This is a genomic window from Knoellia altitudinis (assembly GCF_042666355.1).
Classification (GTDB): Bacteria; Actinomycetota; Actinomycetes; order Actinomycetales; family Dermatophilaceae; genus Knoellia; species Knoellia altitudinis.
The window spans coordinates 1,257,871-1,273,492 of record NZ_JBHTDK010000001.1; the positions used below are offsets into that span (position 1 = coordinate 1,257,871).

Here is a 15,622-nt window from a genome sequence, read left to right on the forward strand (position 1 = left end):
TCAGTCCTTCCGGAACATCTCGAGCATGCGGCCGGTCACAGCGAAGCCTCCGAAGATGTTGACGCTGGCGACGAGGATCGCGAGGAACGCGAGGGTCTTGACGACGAGGTCGTCGGAGTCGATCTGGAGCAACCCGCCCACGACGATGATGCCGCTGATCGCGTTGGTCTCGGCCATGAGGGGCGTGTGCAGGGCGTGCGACACGTTGGAGATGACGTAGAAGCCGACGATCACCGCGAGAGCGAAGACGGTGAAGTGCCCGAGGAAGACCGCCGGTGAGGCCGACGCCACGAGGGCGAAGACCAGCGCACCGATCGCCATCCAGAGGTACTTCATCCGCGGGTCGCGGGCCCTCCTTGGCTCCTTCTGGGCCGCGGACCCCGCCGATCCCGCCGCGTCCTTCCCGCCTCCAGCAGGAGCAGCCGAGACCTGCACCGGGGGCGGCGGCCAGAGCACCTCGCCGTCGTTGACGACGGTCATGCCGCGCTGCACCTGGTCCTCGAGGTCGAGGGTGAAGTTGCCGTCCTTCTCAGGTGTGACGAGCTTGAGGAGGTTGACGAGGTTGGTGCCGAAGAGCTGTGAGGCCTGCGTGGGCAGGCGCCCGGGCAGGTCCGTGTAGCCCAGGATCGTCACTCCGTTCTCGGTGACGACCTTCTGGTCGACGACGGAACCAGCGACGTTGCCGCCATTGGCTGCTGCCATGTCGACGATGACCGAGCCGGGCTTCATCGAGGCAACCATCGCCTCGTCGAGCAGGCGCGGCGCCGGGCGTCCCGGGATGAGCGCGGTGGTGATGACGATGTCGACGTCCGCAGCCTGCGCGGCATACAGCTCGGCAGCCCTGCGGTTGAAGTCCTCGCCCGTCTCCCTGGCGTAGCCGTCACTGCTGGGCGCCGAGTCGGGGCCGTCCGGAAGCTCGATGCGGAGGAACTGCGCCCCCATCGACTCGACCTGCTCGGCGACCTCGCTGCGCGCGTCGAAGGCGCGCACCACGGCACCCAGCGACCCCGCCGTGCCGATCGCCGACAGACCAGCGACACCCGCGCCGATGACCAGCACCTTGGCCGGCGGCACCTTGCCGGCCGCCGTGACCTGGCCCGTGAAGAAGGAGCCGAACTCGTGCGCCGCCTCGATGACCGCACGATAGCCACCGATGTTGGCCATGGAGGACAGGACGTCGAGCGACTGCGCGCGGGAGATGCGTGGCACTGCATCCATCGCGAGCGCCGTCACGCCGCGCTCGGCGAGAGCCGCCACGAGCTCCGGCCTGAGGGCTGGCGACAGCAGGCTCACCAACGTCTGGCCGCTGCGCAGCCGCCCGAGCTCCTGCGGCGAAGGCGCGTTGATCTTGAGGAGGATGTCGGTGTTCCACACCTCTTCGCCCACGACGTCGGCGCCCGCCCTGACATAGGCGTCGTCCTGGAACGTCGCGCGGTGACCCGCGCCGGACTGGACGAACACGGCATACCCGAGTCCGACGAGCTGCTCGACAGTCTTGGGAGTCGCGGCTACGCGGGTCTCGCCAGCCAACGACTCCAGTGGCACACCGATGCGCACAGAGAACCTCCTCGTCCGGGGACAGACATACGCCCGCGAACCTACTAGGGCGACCCCACCCATCGCTGTTCATGTGACTCCCCCGACGGCGTGGTCCCGTTCCGCGGGCGCCAAGGCACCACGTGGGGTGCTGCCTTGGCTACGGTCGTGCCATGGATGACGCGATGCTGTGGATCGTCGGGGGGCTCGCGCTCGTAGTCGTCGTGGCCGCACTGGTGTGGGTCCTGCGTCACCTCGGCGACCCCACGACCGCGGTGTCAGCCCACGACTACGGGACCCCCGAGGTCACACTGGCCGAGCAGAACGACGGCGGCGGGCTCACCTTCGGCCGGGACGGGGGCGACGCCGTCGACCAGACGGTCCCCCGCAGCCGCCTGGGCGGCGCCGGGTGGCGCGACGGCGAGGGCGTTCCGGAGGGGACCACCACGGATGCGTATGCCGGGGGGTCCAGCTCCTGGGACGACGAGTCAGCCGTGGCACCGGACCCGGCGTTCGAGCACCAGGTCGAGGTGGACACCACGGAGCCGCGCCCGCGGGTGGACGAGGACGTCGACCGCGAGCGCGGCGGCCACTGGTGAGCGCCCTGCCCTTGTCCGCCTGATCACGCAAAGGGAGCGTTCGGCCCGGAGCTGTTCCCGGCTGAACGCTCCCTTTTCCGGGCCCTTGCTGGCCCGGCAGCCTCTGGATCAGCCCTCGGAGGGGTTGAAACCGGCCCGGCGGGCCGCCTCCTCGTCGTAGAACCAGACGTCCGGCTCGTCCGAGTCGTAGCCGGCAGAGTCCGGCAGGCGGAAGGTGCGCGTGTCGTTGTAGGCCTTCACCGGGTGGTCGGCCGGCTGCGCGCGATCCTCGAACGGCGCTGCCGACCCGACACCAAAACCGCCGTCGCGGATCTCTTCGACGCTTGAGATGCGACGGCTCTCCCCGCCTCCTCCACCAGCCGCGTCGGACTCGGCGGCCCCGCCTCCGGACGAGTAGTTCGGCTGGTCGCCGGTGACGCTGTCGTAGCCGTTGTCGCCTGCGCCCGCCGAGTCCGTGCCCTGGCCCTGGTCACCGGCGGAGTCACTGTCGAGCGTGTTGACCCGGTCGGTTCCGTCAGGCCAGTGGGTCGCGTCGCCCGAGCCAGCGGCGCCCGAGCCGGCGTCGGCGTTCGAGTCGGTGGTGGCGTCGGCCTCCGAGCCGAGGCGCGAGTCGGTGCCTGACGACGTCGAGTCGTCCTCCCACGTCTGCTCGGTGGTCGGCTCGTCGCTGCGCGACTCCTCCACGGAGCCGTGCTCGCTCGACGTCGACGCCTCCGCGCCCGACCCGCTGTCGTCCGTCACGCTCTCGTGCGTCCAGTCGTCACGCGAACCCTCATCGGAGGTCACATCGCCCGTGTGGTCGTCCGACTGCTGCACCGAGGTGGAGTCCGACGATGTGTCCGCAGTGCCCGAGGGCGGCTGACCGTCCATCGGCAGCGGCTCGGTGGAGGCGTAGTCCTCGACGTTGGCGATGATCGCCATGTCACCCTCGCCCGTCGAGGTCGTGTCCTGCCGCTCCGTCGTCGTGTCCTGCTGCTCCGTCGCGGTCGTGTCCCGCTGCTCCGTCGCGGTCGTGTCCCGCTGCTCCGTCGCGGTCGTGTCCCGCTGCTCCGTCGTCGTGCCCTGCTGCTCTGTCGTCGTGTCCGGTGCGACCGACGCTGCCGTTGCGCCGGATGCCCGTCGTTCGTCCGACGTGGTGGAGTCTTCGTGCTCAGTCATGTCGTGCCCTTGCCTCTCCTCGAGATCGACACGGTCGGATCCGACCGTGGGCCCTGCGTCAGGTGTCGTGCCGCCCATCGCCACGGAGTCCGAGGTCTCGGCGTTCTCCGTGCTCCAGGTCCTCTCCGTGTTCTCCGTGGACGAATCGGTGTCGGGAGTCCCCCACTCGCGACTCGGTGCACTGTCGGCAGCGTGCGCCGGCTGGTAGTCGGAGTCGGCCGCTTGCACCGAGCTGCTCTCCCGGTGGTCGCTGTAGTCGACACCGGAGGCGAGCCGAGCGGCCTCGTCGTCGGTCACGTTGCCGCGGGTGGCGGCATACGCGCTCCCGATGGCGGCCGCTCCCGCTCCGGCCGCAGCAGCACCGGTGCCCCACGAACCTCCGTCGCGCCGCCCTTCACTCTCCGGCGCGCGGTCGCGGGTCGCGTCGAGGGGGCGGACGTCGTCGTCGAGGTCCTCGGGCAGGGGCCGCGGGTCGTCGTCGGCGACCTCGACGTCGGGGTCGAGCTCGTCGGCCCGGCGCAGCTCCGCGTCCCGCGACAGCCGAGCACGCTCCAGGTCCTCCTGGTGGCGCCGAGCCTCCTCCTCGATCCGCTGGGCCTCGCGAGCGCTCTCCTCGGCCTGGCGGGCTCGCTCCTCGGCCTCCTGACGGGCGAGCGAGGCGCGTTCGCCGGCCTGCTGGGAGAAGGCCTCCTGGCCGCGGATGGTCGCGTCGCGCTCCTCTGCGGCGGCCCGGATGTGCGCCGCCTCGGCGCGTTGCTCGTCGAGCTGCCGCTTCTTGCCCCTGGAGACGAACAACCAGCTGAGGAAGAGCAGCCCGAGGATGACCAAGGCGCCGATGAGGTACTTCATGGGAGGTGAGCTCCTGACGTCGACATCGGGTGCGACAGCACCCGTCTGGCCCCAAACTACCGCTCGACCTGCACCGATTGGGCGCCGTCGCTGTGCTGGTTCGGGCCGCCGGTAAGGGTGGCCCCGGCCCCGTCAGGCGCTGCCCGATCCAGACCCACCGAGCCCGAGCTCGGTGACGGTGATCTCTCGCATCTCCACCTTGCGCACCTTGCCCGTCACGGTCATCGGGAACTCGTCGACGATGCGGACGTGGCGAGGGATCTTGTAGTGGGCGAGCCTCCCCGTGGCGAACTCACGCACCCCCTCTGCCGTGAGGGGCTCGGCGCCCTCACGCATGCGGATCCAGACGGCGAGCTCCTCGCCGTACTTCTCGTCCGGCACTCCGATGACCTGGGCGTCGAGGATGTCGGGGTGGGTGTGGAGGAACTCCTCGATCTCCCGGGGATAGATGTTCTCGCCACCGCGGATCACCATGTCCTTGATCCGTCCCGTGATCTGCAGGAAGCCGGCGTCGTCCATGACGGCGAGGTCACCCGTGCGCATCCAGCCGTCGACGATCGCCTCGGCGGTCCTGTCGTCCTGGCCCCAGTAGCCGAGCATCACCGAGTAGCCCGCGGTCCAGAGCTCTCCGGGCTCGCCGTGCGGCAGGGCCTCGAGGGTGACCGGGTCGACGACCTTGACCTCGAGGTGCGGTGTCACCTGCCCGACGGTGCCGACCTTCTTGTCGAAGTCGTCGTCGGTGTGCGTCTGCGTCGACACAGGAGAGGTCTCGGTCATGCCGTAGGCGATTGTCATCTCGTCGATCCCGGCCGCGATCAGCTTCTTCATCAGCTCCGCCGGGCAGGGGGACCCGGCCATGATGCCGGTCCGCACACTGCTCAGGTCGTGGTCGGCGAAAGTCGGCAGGGCCCACTCGGCGATGAACATCGTCGGCACGCCGTAGAGGCTGGTGCACCTCTCCTCGGCCGTCGCCTCGAGGGTGAGGCGGGGGTCGAAGCCGGGCGCCGGGATGACCATGCAGGCGCCGTGGGTGGTCGCCGCGAGGTTGCCCATGACCATGCCGAAGCAGTGGTAGAAGGGCACGGGGATGCAGATCCGGTCCTCTTCGGTGTAGCGACAGGTCTCGCCGACGAGGTAGCCGTTGTTGAGGATGTTGCGATGGCTGAGAGTCGCCCCCTTGGGGAATCCCGTTGTGCCAGACGTGTACTGGATGTTGATGGCGTCACTCGGCGAGAGCTCGGAGCCGACGAGCTGGAGCCGCTCGTCACTCACCTCGCCGGCGTGGGCCACGAGCTCGCTCCAGCTCTCCTGACCGATGACCCACACGTGCTCGAGGTCGGGACAGTCGCCGCGCACCTCCTCGATCATCGACACGTAGTCCGAGGCCTTGAACGTCTGCGCGGAGAACAGTCCGCGGATTCCGGCCTGACCGAGGACATAGCGCAGCTCGTGCGACCGGTATGCCGGGTTGATGTTGACGAGGATCAGCCCCACCTTGGCGGTCGCGAACTGCACGACGGTCCACTCCGCGCAGTTGGGAGCCCAGATCCCGACGCGGTCGCCCTTGACCAGGCCGGTGGCGACCAACGCCTTGGCGAGGCGGTCGACCTCCGCGCCGAACACGGCATACGTCCAGCGCAGTCCCTGGGCTCGGTCGACCAGAGCCTCACGGTCGCCGTGAGCCGCGATCGTCGCGTCGAGGCTCGCGCCGATGGTCTGCTCGAGCAGGGGCGGCTCGCTGGGGCCGGCGGCGTGGGACAGGGTCGGGTGGACCGTGCTCGTCATCGGGTGCGAACCACTGTGCATCGCCATGTCTGGCCCCTGGGGTCTGGATGGAGCTCTGAACGTACCCCGCAGGCATCCCTCATGGGTATGGTCGCTGACATGGACGAACGCGAAGGTGAGGCCATCCCCGACGGCGCGGTGGTCGTGGGGATCGGGACGAGCGACCGCGACCAGGAGTGCCTCACCTGGGCGGGGAACTCGGCCCAGCGTTCGGGCAGCCCGTTGCACATCCTCCATGCCCACGACCTCAGTGCGGAGATGGCGGCCATCGACCCGGTGGCGGGCAACACCATCTCCCTCGGGCCCGACGGCGACCTCGGCAACACCGGGCTCCTGGCCGACGCGCTCGAGAGCGCTCGCGAGCGCTGGCCCGACGTCTCCATCTCGGGGAGCCAGCCGTTCGTCCGACCGGAGCAGGCACTCATCGACGCCTCCGCGAACGCCCGGCTCATCGTGGCCGGTGCCGCCCGCGTGAGCGCCCTCCGGCGCCTCGGCCTGGGTCGTCCGTCACTGGCCGCCGCGATGCACGCGAAGTGCCCCGTCGTCATCGTCCCGCAGGGATCGCGGGCGGACGCCGACGGCCCGGTGATCGTCGCCATCGACGGCTCGAGCCACAGCGCGGCGGCCGCCGAGCGCGCGTTCTGGATCGCCGACCTCCGCAAGGCCCCACTCGTCGCCCTCACGACCTGGAACGTCGAGGTCGTCGACGGCATGGTCGTCACGACCCCGGGCACGGACGCCTGGAACAGCATCGAGGCGAAGTACCGCGCCATTCTCGACAGGGTCGTGGAGCCGCTGCGCGCCAGCCACCCCGACGTCGACGCCACGGCCGAGGTCCTGCGCGGCTCGCCCGGCAAGGTCCTTGCCGAACGCTCCGCCGACGGCGGGCTGCTCGTCATGGGCACGCGTGGTCGCGGCGGCTTCGCCGGCATGCACCTCGGGTCGGTGAGCCAGCAGGTGCTCGAGACCGCGAGCTGCCCGGTCATGCTCGTGCGTGCACCCCAGGCGAGCTGACGCAGTCCGGTGTCTGACCGTCGGGACCGCTTCCGAGGACACATCGCCGGCATCGGCTCGACCTCCGGGGTGCGGGTCGTCATCGGCGACTGGCACGACACCCCTCTGGGAGCGTTCACCGACGCCATGGTCGAGACCGCGTCGGGTCACCGCGTGCTCCTGGCGCCGAGCAACGACGTCGCCAGCTATGTCACGGCGACGTACTCCTTCGACGAGGTCAGGGTGGAGCCGTTGTCCCGCACCGTCGCCGGCCCGAGGTGGTCGGTGCGCTCGGACTCGCTCTCGCTCGACCTGACGACTGGATCCCGTATGCCGTTGGGCTGGCTCCTGCGCGCCGTTCCGCGCCCGCTCGGCGCGAGCCCCACGTGGGCTCGGGTCGTCGATCCCGTCGCGCGGGTGGCGCTCCCGGGGGTGCGCACGGTGGGCACCGCCCTCGAGGGTCGCCGCGAGTTCTACGGCGCGACGGACCTGCGTCGGGTCACGGCCGCCCGGGGCAGCTTCGACGGGCTGGATCTCGGCACGCTCGCACCCATCGACCCGCCGTGCCGGTTCGGCTTCTCGTCGACCCCGAGGACGCCCTCGGTCACCACTGTCGTCACGACGGTGCTCACCCGCACCTGATCCAACCCCACCCCGGCACGGCGTCTCGCACCCGCACCCCATGGCACCGGACACGCACGGCATACCCCCTGGCGGTATCCGCCCATCGCTGCTACCTTCGAAAACAGATACCCGCCCGGGGTATCGTCTTCGGCGGACGGTGGAGAGACCATGAGACAGCTCGGACGCACCCCGCGTGCCAGGTTCTGGTGGCACTACCTCGAGATGGTCGTCGCCATGCTCGTCGGCATGGGCCTCTTCTGGCCCGTCTGGATCGGCCTCTTCGCGCTCGCCGACCGGCCCGACCTCATGGAGCGTGGTGACCTCGCCGCCGTCCGGATGGCCATCAACATGACGGTCGGGATGGCGCTCTGGATGAGGGTCCGCGGACACGGGGGACGCGACATCGTCGAGATGTCGGTGGCCATGAGTGCACCGTTCTTCGTGCTGCTCATCCCTCACTGGACGGGTGCTCTCAGTGCTGACGCCCTCATGATGGCGGCGCACACGATCATGTTCGTCACGATGCTGCTGGCGATGTGGTGGCGCAAGGACGTCTACAGCGCCGACCACTCGACTCAGGTGCACGGTCGGTCGCGTCGTCGGTCGGAGAACGCGACCGCCTGATAATTTCGTCGCAATGAACGGCACCGCGCACCCAGCCCGCTCCTCCCACCGCTCTCCTGACCTCCGCGCCCTCGCTCTCGCCGTGCTCCAGCCGGGCTTCGTGGGACTCGCGCCCCCCGACTGGTTGCTGCGCGAGCTCGACGGCGGGCTCGGAGGCGTGGCCCTCTTTGCCCGCAACATCGACACCCTGTCCCAGGTGGCCGACCTCAGCGCGGTGGTGCACGCTGCCCACCCGCAGGCCCTCATCGCCATCGACGAGGAGGCCGGTGACGTCACCCGCCTCGAGCACGCGACCGGTTCGTCGTGGCCCGGCAACCTCGCGCTGGGGGTCGTCGACGACGTCGCACTCACGCAGGCGGTGGCACGAGAGATCGGCACGATGCTCGACAGCGTCGGCATCGACCTCGACTACGCCCCGGTGGCCGACGTCAACAACAACCCGGACAACCCGGTGATCGGGGTGCGCAGCTTCGGTGCCGACCCGGCGCTCGTCGCCCGGCACACGGGTGCGTGGGTCCGCGGCCTGCAGTCAGCTGGCGTGCTCGCCTGCGCCAAGCACTTCCCCGGCCACGGCGACACGGCGACCGACAGCCACCTCGACCTTCCGGTCGTCACCCTCGAAGGGCTGGAAGAGGTTGCCCTGCAACCCTTCCGGGCAGCCATCGAGGCCGGATCGGCGTCCATCATGAGCGCCCACATCGTCGTGCGCGGGTTCGACGACGGCCCGGCCACGTTGTCTCGCCGGCTGCTGGTGGACCTGCTGCGGAGCGAGCTCGGCTTCGGGGGGCTGGTCCTCTCCGACGGGATGGAGATGGGCGGCATCACCGGCTCCATGAGCCTGGCCGAGGGCTGCGTTCGAGCTGTGGCCGCAGGAGTCGACCTGCTCTGCATCGGAGGTGGGCTCGCCGGTGAGGACACCGTGCTCGAGGTCGCGGACGCGCTGGTCGACGCGGTTCACAACGGGCGGCTCGACGAGGCGCGGCTGGCCGACGCAGCGCAGCAGGTCCGGCGTGCAGCCGACGAGCGGGCGCGGTTGCGCCGGACAGCGACGAACGCGGCGCCCGATGAGCCCCACAACGTCGCCGGCCTGGAGGCCGCACGACGCGCGGTCGTCGTGCACGGACCGCGGCGTGCGGTTGAGACGGAGGTGGCGCCCGAGGTCGTCGAGCTCACCGCACCGAGCAACATCGCTGTCGGCGAGGAGACCCTGACCGGCCTCGCGGCGGCCGTGGCGCGACGCTGGCCCGGGTCGAGCACCACGCGGGTGAGCAACGAGCACGAGCTCCTCGACGCGCTGCCCGACCCGGGCGAGGGGCCGCTCTGGGTGTCCGCCCGCGACCCGCACCGCCATGCCTGGATGGCGCCCGCCCTGGCGAGCCTGCTGACGGCTCGGCCCGACGCAGTCGTCATCGACACCGGCTGGCCGGGATGGACCGCACCGGAGGGCACGACCCACGTCGTCACCCACGGAGCGGCGAGGGTCACGGCCGAGCGCGTCGTCGAGCTCCTCTCCTGACCCTTCGGACTGCGTGCAGGCCCTCACGCAGACCACGAACGGCTGCATACCGGGCTTGCGCAAAGCCCCGCAGACCAGGGGCGGCGAGCGGAACACTAGGGCCATGGTCACCTTCGCGGGCGTGTTCGCCCATCCCGACGACGACGCCTACGGCATCGCTGGGACGGTGGCCCTGCATGCGGACGAGCCCGACTTCCGGTTCGTCCTCATCCATGCGACCGAGGGTGAGGGCGGCGACATCCGTCCCGGCTTCGACGCGACACCGGACACCCTCGGAGCCATCCGGCGCGCCGAGGACGAGGCGGGGTGGCGGGCCGTGGGTCGCCCTCCTGATCGCCACGAGTGGCTCGGCCATCCCGACGGCGCGGTTGCGGACGTGCCCTTCGCGGTCCTCGTCGACGAGATCTGGACCGTCCTCGAGGAGGAGCGGCCGTCGGTGGTCTGCACCTTCGGACCGGACGGGATCTTCGGGCACCCCGACCACATCGCCGTGGGCGCGGCGACCGACGCCGCCTTCGCCCGGGGGGTGGCGGACGGTGGCCCGGGGTTTCGTCGCCTCATCCACGGCGTCATCCCGCACACCGTCTTCGAGCGTTGGAACGCGCAACGAGCCGCCCTGGGGCTGTCCGTCTTCGACCCCACGGCGATGTATCACATGCGAGGCGTGCCGGACGAGACCGTCGACATCGCCGTCGACACCAGCTCGGTCGCCCACCGGACGGTGGCCGGGCTGCTCGAGCACCGCAGCCAGCACCACGTCATCTTCGACTACCCGATCGACGTCGACCGATGGCGCAGGGTCCTCACCCGCGAGTGGCACACCATCGCGTGGCCGCCGCGCGCCCGCCCAGCTCGTCGACTGACCGACGTGCTGGACGGTCTGGCCGAGGCTCCCTGAGGCCGGGCCCCTTCGACGACCGGCCCACTGACTGACGCACGTCGGACGAAACAGGTGCGCGGGCGGCATACCCCGTCTGACAGCATGCGTCCATGCGCCCGATCGTCCAGAGCAAGAAGCTGCAGCACGTCCGATACGACGTGAGGGGACCGATCCTCGTCGAGGCCCAACGGCTCGAGGCCGAGGGCCACAAGATCCTCAAGCTCAACATCGGCAACACGGCGCCGTTCGGCTTCGAGGCGCCCGAGGCGATCGTCGCGGACATCATCCACAACCTGCCCGAGGCGCAGGGCTACTCGGACTCGCGTGGCATCTACAGCGCCCGCACCGCCGTCGCGCAGTACTACCAGTCGCACGGTCTCACCGACACGGTCGTCGACGACGTCTACATCGGCAACGGCGTCTCCGAGCTCATCTCCATGGTGCTCCAGGCGTTCGTCGACGACGGCAACGAGATCCTCATCCCGGCCCCGGACTATCCGCTCTGGACCGGCGCGGTGTCGCTGTCCGGTGGGACACCCGTGCACTACCGCTGCGACGAGAGCAACGGCTGGAACCCCGACCTCGACGACATCGAGTCCAAGATCACGCCCAACACGCACGCGCTCGTCGTCATCAACCCCAACAACCCGACGGGCGCGGTCTACAGCGAGGAGATCGTCCGGGGGCTCGTCGACATCGCCCGTCGCCACCAGCTCGTCCTCATGGCCGACGAGATCTACGAGAAGATCATCTACGCCGACGGGCCGGTCACCCCCGTCCACCACCACGTCGCGACCTTTGCCGAGGACGACGTCCTGTGCCTCACCTTCAGCGGCCTGTCCAAGGCCTACCGCGTGTGCGGCTACCGCGCCGGCTGGGTCATGGTGTCCGGGCCGAAGCACCTCGCCGAGGACTTCCTCGAAGGGCTGACGCTGCTCGCCAACATGCGCATGTGCGCGAACGTGCCTGCGCAGCACGCGATCCAGACGGCGCTCGGCGGCTACCAGTCGATCAACGAGCTCACCGTCCCCGGCGGTCGCTTCTTCGAGCAGATCAAGCTCGCGAACCGGTTGCTCAACGAGATCCCGGGCGTCTCCTGCGTCGAGCCCCACGGCGCCCTTTACTGCTTCCCGCGGCTCGACCGCGAGATGTATCCGATCGAGGACGACCAGCAGTTCGTCATCGACCTGCTCCGTGCCAAGAAGATCCTCGTCACGCACGGCACCGGCTTCAACTGGTTCGAGCCCGACCACTTCCGCCTGGTCACCCTGCCGGACACCGAGGTGCTCACCGAGGCCATCGGTCGCATCGCGGAGTACCTCGAGACCATCCGCCGCTGACCCGTGACGCCTCGGTCGCGTGACCTCGCGCTGGTCGCCGCGGGTGGTGCCCTCGGCGCGATCGGCCGGTATGCCGTGGGCACCGCGGTGCCGCACCCGGCCGGCGGTTGGCCGTGGGCGACGTCTGCGGTCAACGTGTCCGCGTCGCTGCTCATCGGGGTCCTGGCCGGGTGGGCCTACTGGCGGCACGCGGCCGACTGGGTGCGGCCCCTGCTCATGTCGGGCTTCCTCGGGGGCTTCAGCACCTACTCGGCGTTCGCGGTCGACACCGTCGGCCTGGTCGAGGCCGGGAGCGGTGGTCTCGCTGTGGCATACGTCGTCGTCACGCTGATGGCCTGCGTCGGAGCCGTCGGTCTCGGAACCGTTGTGGCACAGGCGCTCTGGCGGCCACGATGACCGCGTGGTTGCTCGTCGCCGTGGGGGCGGCCGTCGGTGCACCGCTTCGGTATGCCGTGACGCAAGCCTTGCGCGAACGTGGCGCGACGAGCCACGCGGGCACCCTCCTCGTCAACGTGGTGGGCTCCCTCGTCCTCGGCCTGCTCGTCGCCGGCGCCGTCGACGGCCGCTGGCTGGCCCTGCTGGGGACGGGCTTCTGCGGTGCCCTCACCACGATGTCCACGCTGGCCCTCGAGGTGTGGGACTCGGTCATCGAAGGCCGGGCCCGGCACGCCGCGGCGACCCTGGTGCTGCACCTCGTCCTCGGACTCGGCGCAGCCTGGCTCGGCTGGGCCCTCGCCGCCTGATCTTCGAGATCGGGCAACGCGCGCGGCTCCTGCACCGGGCACCCGCGTGTCTCCCGATCTCGACGAGCTCAGGTCGGGCGCGGAACCTGCTCGGCGAGGGTGGGCGGCGCCTGGATGCAGTAGGAGTCGGTGAGCAGCTCGGACAGCTCCTCCCAGTCGGTGTCGTCGTCGACGAGCAGCCCGACGACGTTGCCGCCCCAGCTCGCCTTGAAGTAGGGCGCGCCCATGTGTTCGAAGGCGGCGACCTCGTCGGGCTCGGCCCGGAAGGTGATTCGGAAGAGCTGGTCCTCCCCGCCGAAGATGTGGGCGATGGTGGCGGAGCGCACCTTCCACGCCATCCCGATCCAGGCGTCGTGCTCGTGCACCTCCGGGAACGCGCCGAGCATCTGCGAGATCCGTTCGATCCACTCGCCCGGGACCAGCGGTCGCTCAACTGACGCCATGCTCCGTGAGCCTACGGGCGCGCGCCGACACCCGGCTCGCGAGCCGAGTCGGTCACAGACAGCGGTATGCCGCCCGCTCGGGTGAGCGGGCGGCATACCGGATCGATCTGGTCGGGACCAGAGCGCTACTGGACCACTCCCGCGGCGTTGACGATGCCGTCGCCGTAGAAGGAGTTGAAGTCCGTCGTGCCCACGCAGCGAGCCGTGAACTCGGCGCTGCGACCCTCGGGCTCGTAGGACCGGACGCCACCCGCCGGGCAGGCGTGGTCGGTGGCGGTGTCCATGAGGAGCGACTTCGTCGTTGCCGGAGCCAGGGTGAAGGTGTCGGTGGATGCACCCGTGCCGTGGGCGCCGACCGCGAGCGCGGCGACACCAGCAGCGTGGGGAGAGGCCATCGACGTGCCCTGGAACCACGCGTAGTAGGAGCACGTGGCCTTCTGGTCCGGCTGACGCACACCAGTGCACTGCTTGATGACACCGGCGTCGCGGCCCGGCTTGGTGATGTTGCCGTTCTTGTCCACCTCACCGGTCTCCTGAAGCGAGGCGAGCGAGGCCGACGACAGGATGAGGTTGCCGTTGGTCATGAAGGTGTCGGTGCCGATGCCGTCGCGGTACCAGCCGCCAGGCGCTGACACCTCGATCTCGCCCGAGTCGAGGTCCGTGGCGTAGTTCGAGTAGTCGGCCTTCTCACCCGACGGGCCGAGCGCCGAGACGCCGATGACGTGCGGGCCCTCGACGGGGAGGTCCCAGCAGGTGTCGTTGTCGATGGTGCGCGGGTGCTCGGTCCCACCGGGGTAGTCCGGGCTCGTGAGGTCGGTGCGCGGGTTGCTCAGGTCCTCGTGGTTGTTGCCGAGAGCACCGACGAGCGTGACGTTCTTGGAGTTCGCGTAGTCGAGCGCACGGGTCATCGCCTCGATGATGACGTCCTGCTCGGCCGCCTCCTCGGGGCTGTCCTCCGGGGCACCGCCCGCGCAGTTGTAGAGCCACGGGTCGACGTAGAAGGACATGTTGACGACGTCGAGCCCTGTGTCACCGGCGTAGGTGAGGGCGTTCGTGACCGGGCCGAGGAAGAAGTAGCCGCTGTCCTGGCCGCCGCGGATGTTGACGATGTCGACGTCCGGCGCGATGCCGGAGACGCCGAACCCGTTGAGCGCAGCGCCGATCGTGCCGGCGACGTGCGTGCCGTGGCCGTTCTGGTCGACGTCGGCGTCGTCCGTGCAGTCCGCGGTGTCGCAGGGTCCGTCGATGTCGGGCATGTCGGTCGTGAAGTTGCGCGACAGGGCCGCGTCGAAGTTCGGCGCGAGGTCGAGGTGGGTGCCGTCGACGCCGGTGTCGAGGACGCCGACTCGGACCTTGTCACCCTTCTCGGTGGCGCGAGCCTCGAAGGCGTTCACCATCTCCAGACCCCAGAGGTGGCCGTCGAGCGGGTCGGCCCCGGCGGGAGGCGGCGGCGTCGACTTGTAGGTGCCGTTGGCGCGCGTCTTGTCGAAGACGTGTTCCTTCTCGATGGGGTCCGGACCCTTGGCGCGTGTGGGCGCTGTCCCGATGGAGCGCTCCTTCGCGGCGCCCTTGACACCGGCGAGGCCGCGCGCCTTGGCAAGCAGTCCGCTGGACCCCTGGACGGTGACGAGACCGATCCGGGTGTTGACCGATGTGACCGTGCCGCCTGCCTTGCGCAGCGAGGCCGCGACGGCCTTGGCGTCCCTCCCAGCGTCGACCAGGACGACGTAGCTAGCGGTGCCCGACGCGGTCGTGGTCGGCGCTGCCACGACGTTGGGGACAGCGGTGGCGGTGGCCGACCCTGCGATGGCGGCCAGAAGTGCCGCCGTCCCGGTCAGAGCCACGATGCGAGATCGTCGCATGTGTTCCTCCTCGTGCCTGTTGGGACGCCTCATTGCGCACCACTGGTCAACGTATCCCCCGAAGGAGCCGATGAACACGGTCGGGAATGACCAGATTCGCCCTCGTCAGCCCGACGGCTGCTCCCAGGTCGCGCGCGCCCCGGCGTCACCGGTGCGGACCACGTAGACGAGGGTGGCGACGGAGGCCACGACGATCAGGACGGGCAGGGCCACCTCGACCCCGGCCCGGGCACGCTCCTTGGCGCCACGGCCGCTGGCCAGGCCCGAAGGCCCTCCGAGGAGAGCGACTCCCAGAACCGTCACCACGAAGAAGGCGGTGGTGACGAGCGACAACGTCTCGCCGAGCTCCTGGTGCTCCATGATGCCGGCACGCACCGGGCTGTCGGCCGGCAGGGCAGCAAAGCGCGACTCGAAGAAGTCGTCACCGCTGAAGCGTGCAGACCAGGTCGCCACGGTCGCCACGACGGCCAGGGCGACGGTGGGCCAACGGGTGAGGAAGCGCCACCTGGGCATCGCCGCGAAGACGATGGCCGCGATGACCGCCAGTGGGGTGAGGACCACCGCTGCGTGCACGACAAGGACGTGAGCCGGGAGACCGTTGACTTCCATGACCAGCACCTCACTGTCGGGGCGGACCGCGCGCCCGGTTCCCCGGCACGCGCTGCGAACA

15 protein-coding genes are annotated in these 15,622 nt (G+C 70.1%); 9 read left to right on the forward strand and 6 right to left on the reverse strand.

Going from position 1 to position 15,622, the window contains the following annotated elements; all coding sequences use genetic code 11:
* Entirely contained in the window at positions 1-1,557 is a 1,557-nt protein-coding gene (locus ACFQW8_RS05930; RefSeq protein WP_380086042.1) for a Re/Si-specific NAD(P)(+) transhydrogenase subunit alpha, read from the reverse strand.
* A gap of 152 nt (positions 1,558-1,709) precedes the next feature.
* On the opposite strand from ACFQW8_RS05930, the gene ACFQW8_RS05935 reads away from it, so the two are divergent.
* Positions 1,710-2,135, forward strand: a complete 426-nt coding sequence (locus ACFQW8_RS05935) for a hypothetical protein (protein WP_380086043.1) — start codon at positions 1,710-1,712, stop codon at positions 2,133-2,135.
* 108 nt (positions 2,136-2,243) lie between these two features.
* On the opposite strand, the gene ACFQW8_RS05940 is transcribed toward ACFQW8_RS05935, so the two are convergent.
* On the reverse strand, positions 2,244-4,142 hold the full coding sequence (locus ACFQW8_RS05940; RefSeq protein ID WP_380086044.1) for a sunset domain-containing protein: 1,899 nt from the start codon (positions 4,140-4,142) through the stop codon (positions 2,244-2,246).
* A 132-nt stretch (positions 4,143-4,274) separates the two neighbouring features.
* The gene (locus ACFQW8_RS05945; RefSeq protein WP_380086045.1) at positions 4,275-5,954 is read right to left on the reverse strand and encodes an AMP-binding protein; all 1,680 of its coding nucleotides are present in this window, start codon (positions 5,952-5,954) and stop codon (positions 4,275-4,277) included.
* 72 nt (positions 5,955-6,026) lie between these two features.
* Between ACFQW8_RS05945 and ACFQW8_RS05950 the strand changes: the two genes are divergently transcribed.
* The 8 genes from ACFQW8_RS05950 (at position 6,027) to ACFQW8_RS05985 (ending at position 12,647) form a co-directional block, all read left to right on the forward strand.
* A complete protein-coding gene (locus ACFQW8_RS05950; RefSeq protein ID WP_380086046.1) occupies positions 6,027-6,941 on the forward strand; it encodes a universal stress protein in 915 nt (304 codons plus the stop codon).
* A gap of 9 nt (positions 6,942-6,950) precedes the next feature.
* The gene (locus ACFQW8_RS05955; protein WP_380086047.1) at positions 6,951-7,562 is read left to right on the forward strand and encodes a hypothetical protein; all 612 of its coding nucleotides are present in this window, start codon (positions 6,951-6,953) and stop codon (positions 7,560-7,562) included.
* A gap of 150 nt (positions 7,563-7,712) precedes the next feature.
* Complete coding sequence (locus ACFQW8_RS05960; RefSeq protein WP_380086048.1) at positions 7,713-8,168, forward strand: hypothetical protein; 456 nt, start codon at positions 7,713-7,715, stop codon at positions 8,166-8,168.
* 13 nt (positions 8,169-8,181) lie between these two features.
* Positions 8,182-9,684, forward strand: coding sequence for a glycoside hydrolase family 3 protein (locus ACFQW8_RS05965; protein WP_380086049.1), 1,503 nt, complete (start codon positions 8,182-8,184; stop codon positions 9,682-9,684).
* Positions 9,685-9,787: 103 nt separating this feature from the next.
* On the forward strand, positions 9,788-10,582 hold the full coding sequence (locus ACFQW8_RS05970) for a PIG-L deacetylase family protein (protein ID WP_380086050.1): 795 nt from the start codon (positions 9,788-9,790) through the stop codon (positions 10,580-10,582).
* A gap of 92 nt (positions 10,583-10,674) precedes the next feature.
* On the forward strand, positions 10,675-11,904 hold the full coding sequence (locus ACFQW8_RS05975; RefSeq protein ID WP_380086051.1) for a pyridoxal phosphate-dependent aminotransferase: 1,230 nt from the start codon (positions 10,675-10,677) through the stop codon (positions 11,902-11,904).
* Between the two features lie 3 nt (positions 11,905-11,907).
* Complete coding sequence (locus ACFQW8_RS05980) at positions 11,908-12,300, forward strand: fluoride efflux transporter FluC (protein ID WP_380086053.1); 393 nt, start codon at positions 11,908-11,910, stop codon at positions 12,298-12,300.
* Positions 12,297-12,647 (forward strand): fluoride efflux transporter FluC, encoded by a 351-nt coding sequence (locus ACFQW8_RS05985; protein WP_380086054.1) that lies wholly within the window; start codon positions 12,297-12,299, stop codon positions 12,645-12,647. Before ACFQW8_RS05980 ends, ACFQW8_RS05985 begins: the two co-directional genes overlap by 4 nt.
* Before the next feature lie 68 nt (positions 12,648-12,715).
* On the opposite strand, the gene ACFQW8_RS05990 is transcribed toward ACFQW8_RS05985, so the two are convergent.
* The 3 genes from ACFQW8_RS05990 to ACFQW8_RS06000 all read right to left on the reverse strand — a co-directional run bounded on the left by ACFQW8_RS05990 (position 12,716) and on the right by ACFQW8_RS06000 (position 15,561).
* Positions 12,716-13,090 (reverse strand): MmcQ/YjbR family DNA-binding protein, encoded by a 375-nt coding sequence (locus ACFQW8_RS05990; protein WP_380086055.1) that lies wholly within the window; start codon positions 13,088-13,090, stop codon positions 12,716-12,718.
* 125 nt (positions 13,091-13,215) lie between these two features.
* Positions 13,216-14,952, reverse strand: coding sequence for a S8 family serine peptidase (locus ACFQW8_RS05995; protein ID WP_380086057.1), 1,737 nt, complete (start codon positions 14,950-14,952; stop codon positions 13,216-13,218).
* Positions 14,953-15,057: 105 nt separating this feature from the next.
* A complete protein-coding gene (locus ACFQW8_RS06000; protein WP_380086059.1) occupies positions 15,058-15,561 on the reverse strand; it encodes a hypothetical protein in 504 nt (167 codons plus the stop codon).
* Positions 15,562-15,622 lie beyond the last annotated feature (61 nt).

What these genes read in the sequence shown, in the direction of transcription:
- ACFQW8_RS05950 (WP_380086046.1), top strand. Translation starts at nt 6,027, where the DNA reads ATGGACGAACGCGAAGGTGAGGCCATCCCCGACGGCGCGGTGGTCGTG.
- ACFQW8_RS05975 (WP_380086051.1), top strand. Translation starts at nt 10,675, where the DNA reads ATGCGCCCGATCGTCCAGAGCAAGAAGCTGCAGCACGTCCGATACGAC.
- ACFQW8_RS05965 (WP_380086049.1), top strand. Translation starts at nt 8,182, where the DNA reads ATGAACGGCACCGCGCACCCAGCCCGCTCCTCCCACCGCTCTCCTGAC.
- ACFQW8_RS05970 (WP_380086050.1), top strand. Translation starts at nt 9,788, where the DNA reads ATGGTCACCTTCGCGGGCGTGTTCGCCCATCCCGACGACGACGCCTAC.
- ACFQW8_RS05990 (WP_380086055.1), bottom strand. Translation starts at nt 13,090, where the DNA reads ATGGCGTCAGTTGAGCGACCGCTGGTCCCGGGCGAGTGGATCGAACGG.
- ACFQW8_RS05985 (WP_380086054.1), top strand. Translation starts at nt 12,297, where the DNA reads ATGACCGCGTGGTTGCTCGTCGCCGTGGGGGCGGCCGTCGGTGCACCG.
- ACFQW8_RS05960 (WP_380086048.1), top strand. Translation starts at nt 7,713, where the DNA reads ATGAGACAGCTCGGACGCACCCCGCGTGCCAGGTTCTGGTGGCACTAC.
- ACFQW8_RS05940 (WP_380086044.1), bottom strand. Translation starts at nt 4,142, where the DNA reads ATGAAGTACCTCATCGGCGCCTTGGTCATCCTCGGGCTGCTCTTCCTC.
- ACFQW8_RS05935 (WP_380086043.1), top strand. Translation starts at nt 1,710, where the DNA reads ATGGATGACGCGATGCTGTGGATCGTCGGGGGGCTCGCGCTCGTAGTC.
- ACFQW8_RS06000 (WP_380086059.1), bottom strand. Translation starts at nt 15,561, where the DNA reads ATGGAAGTCAACGGTCTCCCGGCTCACGTCCTTGTCGTGCACGCAGCG.
- ACFQW8_RS05945 (WP_380086045.1), bottom strand. Translation starts at nt 5,954, where the DNA reads ATGGCGATGCACAGTGGTTCGCACCCGATGACGAGCACGGTCCACCCG.
- ACFQW8_RS05995 (WP_380086057.1), bottom strand. Translation starts at nt 14,952, where the DNA reads ATGCGACGATCTCGCATCGTGGCTCTGACCGGGACGGCGGCACTTCTG.